The organism is Halochromatium sp. (assembly GCF_046541315.1).
Lineage (GTDB): Bacteria > Pseudomonadota > Gammaproteobacteria > Chromatiales > Chromatiaceae > Lamprobacter.
On record NZ_JBKHDN010000169.1, the window covers coordinates 1 to 6,025 of the forward strand.

Below are 6,025 nucleotides of genomic sequence, written 5' to 3' on the forward strand. Positions count from 1 at the left end.
TCGCCAAAGGCCTAGAGCGCGCGGGTGTCGATGACCACAACCTCGTCCATGGCAGCGAGGTCCTGGGGAGAAATCAGCGTGTTGGTCATGGCAGCAGTCCTTTCGGGTGGGAGGAGTGAAATGGTCTGCGAGGGGTGGGCCAATCAAGCCTCGGCCCCCATGTCGGCAAGCATCTTGCGCAGCTGCTTGGTCGCGGGTGTCACGATGGCGACGAAGTAGCTTTCGCGCAACTTGCGCTGTGCTGCGCCATGGGTGACATAGCCGCGCGCGCCCTGGTGGAGCATGGCGTTATGAGCGGCCGCGACTGACAGGTCACCGGCGGCCAGACGCATGCGCACCACACGAATGAAATAGTCTTGCGACGTGTCATAGGGGGTCTTGTTCAGTTCGGCGACCTCAGCCTTCATCGCCTCGAGTTCTTCGCGGAAATGCTCGGGCTGGTCGGGCAGGTGCTTGTTCACATGGCCGAGTTGGCCGCGGACCTGTTCCATCAGCGCGATGCAGCCCTCGATCATGCCGAAGGCCATGCCGGCCTGTAGCAGGATGAAGCCCGCACGGATTTTCGGGATATAGGTGTTGATCGGGTCGGCCAGCACATGAGGGTCGGGAACGAAGGCGTCGCGGCACTGCACGCCATAGGTGCGGGTCCCCTCGAGTGCCACGAAGTGATCGTTGGCCACCAGCTTCACGCCCTCGCCCGAGCCGTGGATCACCATCATCACCCGCTCGCCAGCGCGCGGGCCTTCGGAAATCTCGCTGACCACGGCGAACCAGGCATCGGGGCTGATGTTGCTGACCCAAGGCAGCGTGCCACGGAGCGTGTAGCCGCCTTCGACCCGCGTCGCCTTGAGCTTAATCGTCTCGATGCCGAAGAGCGTTTTCATCGGGTTCGACAGGCCCGTGCCGCCGAGTATCTCGCCGGTCGCCACTTTCGCCCCGAGATCGGCCTGAAGCGCTGTGTTGTCGGAGTTGTAAATGTACCAGCCGAGCGCCGACTGGCACCACATGCAGAAGGCGGTCGAGAGGCACTCCTGCCCGGCGCGAGCCATGGTGGAGATGGTGGTGTCGAGGTCGAGCGCGCCACCAGGCGCGGGCAGGTGGCGCTTGAAGGCGCCCGCCGCGCCGAAGCTGCGCATCACGTCTTCGGGGTAAAGTCCTTCGGCGTCGATCGCACGCACCAGCGGCACGAGGTCGGAGGCGGCGATGCGGTCGGCGGCGCCGAGCACGGCAGCCGCGTCGGGCAGGCCGAGTGCAGGGGCAGGTTCAGTGATGGCGAGGTCGAGGGACATGAGATGCTCCTGTCTTGGGCGATCCGGGGCGCCGACACCGGGCACGGACGGGATGGAAACGGAAGGGGCGGCCACGGCCCGAAGCGCAGGGGCCGCGGCCTCGTCTGGGCGGATCAGGCGGCGCTGATCTCCATGTTCACGGGGCGCGAGAAGGTGTTGAACACTGGCGACCACTTGGCGACATGCTGGATCAGCTCGTCGATCACCTCCTGCGGGGCGTCGGCCTCCATGATTACCTTCATGCGGACGTCGGTGAAGCCCACGGGCTTCTCGGACTGGTCGCCCGTGCCCCAGACGGCGGTGATGTTCAGATCCGCCTCCATCTGGATCTCGAGCTTCTTCACGGTGATCCCGCGGTGGACGGCATTGGCGTGCAGGCCCACGCAGACGCAGGAGCCGAGCGCCGCCAGCGATGCCTCGGACGGGTTCGGCGCGGTATCGTCACCCAAAAGGCCCGGCGGCTCGTCCACGATGTAAGGCGGCAAGTCGCGAATGTAGCTGGCATGGCGGAAGCGGCCCTCGGCGACGGTCTTGCAGGTCAGCGTCTTGATCGCCTTGGGATCGGCCTTGCCCTTTTCTATCAAGCCCTCAAGCCCGGTCTTGTCGATCGGGGCCAGGCAGCCTGTCAGGACGGTTGCGGGTTCACCCATGATTTGTTCCTCCTTCTGGGATTGGGGTGTCAGGTGTCGCTGCGCAGCCAGCTGAAGCGTTTGATCGCCAGCATGCATAGCGTGTCGAGAGCGTAGCCGATCACGCCGATGACCAGCACGGTCGCGCCGAGGCGAGCGTAATCGAGACTGTCGCGGGCATCGTTGATCGCGTAGCCGAGGCCGGATGACACGCCGAGATATTCGGCGGGCACCAGCACGACCCAGGCGACGCCGAGCGCGAGGCGGATGCCGGTCAGTATATCCTGCGCGATGGCGGGCAGGATCACGTAGACCAGCAGGTGCACGGGGTTGGCGCCGAGGTTGCGCGAGACCTTGAGCCATGCCGGGTCGATCCGGCGCACGCCCGCAGCGGTCGCGAAGAGGATCGGCCATACCGCGGCCACCGCGATCAGGAAGATGATCGCCCCGTCCCATGTGGCGAAGGCCATGACGGCGATCGGCATCCACGAGAGCGGCGAGATCATTCGCAGCAGCTGGAAGGGCGCATTGCAGAGATCACGAAGCCAGCCGATCCGCCCGATCAGGATGCCCATGGGCACGCCCACTGCAATAGCGATTGCCAGCCCCCAGCCGACGCGCTCGAGGCTCGGCGCCGACATCGGCCAGATCTCGCCGCGCTGGATCATGTCCCAAAGCCGCTCGAGCGTGGGGCCCGGCGCAAGCTGGCTGAACGCCCGCATCCCGTCGCTTTGCGAGATCAGCCAGCCGCCGAAGGCCCAGAGCGCGCCGAGAATGCCGAGGCCAAGCATCGAGATGCCGACGTTTCGCGCCATGCCTTTCAGGGCGTCGGCGCGGGCCGTGCCGGCCTCGGTCACGACGGCATCGTCACGGGGGTAGGCCGCATCTGTCACAGCGCCAGAATCTCCTCGCGCTCGAACGGGTTGCCGGGGTTGACCGAGGGGTCATCGAGCCATTCGGGGAAGCTTTCGACAGCTTTCCGCACGAAGCTGCGGTCGACCAGATCCTCCGAGACGAAGGCCGGGTCGAGATCGGCAAGGAAGGCGGCATCGCCCGAGACCACCGTCTCGCGCAAGTAGGTGACAGTCAGCGCATCGGCACTCGGATAGGGCCAGGGCTGGAAGTCGATCCGCCCGTTGCCCCAGTCGCCATGGGTCAGCGCGCCGCTGTCGGTGTATTCCGCGCCATCATAATGGGTCATCGCGCGTTCCACGACCTCGGCCGGCGCTGGCAGATAGCCGCGCCCGTCGCGGCTGATCATCCGGGCGACCTCGGTCTTGTTCTGCGAGGCGTAGATCGCGCCGCGCACGACGGCGTTTGTCACCGCCTGCACCCATTCGGGCCGGGCGGTGATCGCCTCCTCATGGGTGGCAACGACGCAGCAGGGGTGATTTTTCCAGATGTCACCGGTAAAGCGCAGCATCCGCGCGCCGGCCATCACCTCGCCCAGCGCGTTGAATGGCTCGGCCACGATATAGGCGTCGATCGAACGCGCGGCGAGCGCGGGCGGCATCTCGGGCGGGGGCATCACCATCAGGTTGCACTCGTCGGCTGCCAGCGGCGCGGACTGGTCCTGGATCACCGGCGTGATCCCCGACTGACGCAGCGCGTATTGCAGCACGATGTTGTGCATCGAGTACCAGAAGGGCACCGCGACCTGCTTGCCACCAAGCCCCGCGAAATCGGTAATGTCGGTGTGCTCGCCCACCACCACGCCCGAGCCGTTCGTGTGCGCCCAGGCTACCACCTTCACGGGGAAGTTGTTGTTGTAGCGCATCCAGATCGGAATCGGATTCAGGAAGTGAACGAGGTTGAAGCGGTTCGCCACGAAGCTCTCGATCAACGGTGCCCAGCCGCGGATCAATGTCGGGTCTTCGGCCTCGAGCCCTTCGTCGGAGAAATAGCCGTTGGCATGGGCGACGAGCAGCGCGGTCGCATCCGTGATTGGAAGGTAGCCGATGCGGACGACCTCATCCTCCTGCGCGTAGGACATCTGGGGCAGGCTTGACAGCAGGCCGGAGAGGCCGGCGAAGAGTCCGCCCTTGCCCAGCACGCCCAGCGCGCCCCGGCGAGAATAGTCGCCGGCATACGCGGCACGGGCCCATTCGAGTTCGGCGCGGCGCTGATCTTCATCGGTCATTTTGGCAACTCCTGGGAGGGGCAAGGTCAGGCGGTTGTTTCAAAAAGATGGGCAAGCCGCGCGCGCTCTGCCTCGAAACCGGGGCTGTCGCGGTGGCGCTCGGGGCCGGGGTCGAGCATCGTGTCGCTGACGATGCGACCAGGGTCGGGGGCCATGATCAGCGCGCGGTCGGCCATGATCGCGGCCTCGGTGATGTCATGGGTGACAAGGACGACGGTCAGGCCCAGATCCTTGGCGATGCGACGCACGTCCTGTTGCAGGCTGCGTCGGGTGAAGGCATCGAGCGCCGAGAAGGGTTCATCGAGGAGGAGGAGGTCCGGTTTGGTCGCCAACGACCGGGCCAGCGCTACCCGTTGCTGCTGCCCGCCCGACAGGTCCTGCACGTTGCGGTCGGCGTAGGCGGAAAGACCCACCATCTCGAGCAGCGCGGGAACGCGCTCGGGGATTTCCGCGACCCGGCGCGCGAAGCGCAGGCCAAGAGCAGCATTCTGCGCGACCGTCATCCAAGGGAAAAGCGACGGCGCCTGAAACATGACGACCCAGCGCGGCGAGGTCGCGCGGACGCGGTTGCCGTCGATGTAGACGCCGCCCTCGGCGGGCTGCATCAGCCCCGAGATTAGGTGCAAGAGCGTGGACTTGCCGCAGCCCGAGCGGCCTACCAGAGCCAAAACCTGCCCCGCTGGCACGGTGATGGAGATGTCATCGAGGCAGTTGACCGCCATGCGGCGGTAGCGGTGCGACAGACGCTCGAGCTGGACATGAGCGCCGGAAGCCACGGGGCGTGGGGTCTCGTTCTGCGTGGACAGTTCGACCGGAGCCACTGCTGCGTCCGCTACGCCGGGCGCCCTCGCCGTGGCGAATGTGGTGTGATGGGTCATGGCTGCCTCCGGTTCAGAACTGAACTGTCCTGTAGTGACGGTCGGGAAACCGACCTGTTTTGTCTAATCCTCCCTTCAGCGCAGCGACGGATAACGATGCCGGACCGCAAAACGGGCGAAAAACAGGCGGAAATTACTGCTTTATGCTTGATTCATGAGCAGGAAGAGGCTCGACTCTACCAATCTGACACTCATATGGACCGAGAATCAGATACCGATCGGTATCTCATTTGTGCAAAAAAACCACGGTCTTTGCTCTGGCGCGACGGAACGAGACCTGAGATACGAAACAGCGGGGTATCCAGTACTCCGATGCAAGCGAGCGGACGACGATGAATATCCGGACAAAACCTGCGGACGAGGCAACCCCGGCCCCCGCCGAGGTGCCCGTGGCGCTCGATGACCTCTGCGCGGGCGCGGGCACCATCTGTTCCGCGCGATACCGCTCCACCACACCCGAGCGCGTGCTGGCGTCAGCGTCATGGTTCTTTTGCCACCACGGGTTCCACGCGACTGGGGTCGATGCCATCGCGCGCCGCGCGGGCACGGCAAAGACCTCGCTCTACAAGCATTTCGGCAACAAGGAGCAGCTGATCGAGGCCGTGCTCGAACGCGAAGGCGCGGCCTGGCGCAGTTGGTTCTTCTCGGAGATGGCGAAGGTCGAGGGCACCGCCGAGGATCAACTGCTGGCCGTCTTCGACATCCTCGAGAGCTGGTTCGCCGACCCGTATTTCTTCGGATGCCCCTTCATCAACGCCCTGGGCGAGTTCGACGTGAACAACGCAAGGCTGCGCAAGATCCTCGCGGCTCACAAAGCGCATCTGAACGGTTGGATCGCCGCGCAGGCCGAGATGATCGGCGCGCGCGATCCGGCCAGTACGGTCGCGCGATTCACCATCCTGATCGACGGCGCCATTGTAGCCGCGCAGGCCAGCGGCAACCCCGCCTGCGCCGGGCATGCCCGCGATCTCGCCGCGCTTCAGCTGGCGGCGGAGACCCAGCACAAGACGCGCCGGGCACCGGCGTAAAGGGCGCTGTCGGGAGTGTTCCCGAGAACGACCGGCATTGTTGCAAATAAGGCGGCCTAAG

The 6,025-nt window shown here is 65.3% G+C and carries 6 protein-coding genes; 1 reads left to right on the forward strand and 5 read right to left on the reverse strand.

The genetic code is table 11. The annotated features are described in order from the left end of the window. Nucleotides 1-143 precede the first annotated feature (143 nt). From ACLFQI_RS10720 to ACLFQI_RS10740, 5 genes are all read right to left on the reverse strand, one after another. The gene (locus ACLFQI_RS10720) at nt 144-1,289 is read right to left on the reverse strand and encodes an acyl-CoA dehydrogenase family protein (protein WP_410759217.1); all 1,146 of its coding nucleotides are present in this window, start codon (nt 1,287-1,289) and stop codon (nt 144-146) included. Between the two features lie 113 nt (nt 1,290-1,402). Then, nucleotides 1,403-1,939, reverse strand: coding sequence for an OsmC family protein (locus ACLFQI_RS10725; RefSeq protein WP_410759218.1), 537 nt, complete (start codon nt 1,937-1,939; stop codon nt 1,403-1,405). A gap of 29 nt (nt 1,940-1,968) precedes the next feature. After that, on the reverse strand, nt 1,969-2,775 hold the full coding sequence (locus tag ACLFQI_RS10730; RefSeq protein WP_410759219.1) for an ABC transporter permease: 807 nt from the start codon (nt 2,773-2,775) through the stop codon (nt 1,969-1,971). 32 nt (nt 2,776-2,807) lie between these two features. Beyond that, nucleotides 2,808-4,058: an ABC transporter substrate-binding protein gene (locus tag ACLFQI_RS10735; protein WP_410759221.1), complete on the reverse strand. Its 1,251-nt coding sequence runs from the start codon at nt 4,056-4,058 to the stop codon at nt 2,808-2,810. A gap of 26 nt (nt 4,059-4,084) precedes the next feature. Further along, the gene (locus ACLFQI_RS10740) at nt 4,085-4,936 is read right to left on the reverse strand and encodes an ABC transporter ATP-binding protein (RefSeq protein WP_410759222.1); all 852 of its coding nucleotides are present in this window, start codon (nt 4,934-4,936) and stop codon (nt 4,085-4,087) included. Nucleotides 4,937-5,268: 332 nt separating this feature from the next. Between ACLFQI_RS10740 and ACLFQI_RS10745 the strand changes: the two genes are divergently transcribed. Next, nucleotides 5,269-5,964, forward strand: a complete 696-nt coding sequence (locus tag ACLFQI_RS10745; protein WP_410759224.1) for a TetR/AcrR family transcriptional regulator — start codon at nt 5,269-5,271, stop codon at nt 5,962-5,964. Nucleotides 5,965-6,025 lie beyond the last annotated feature (61 nt).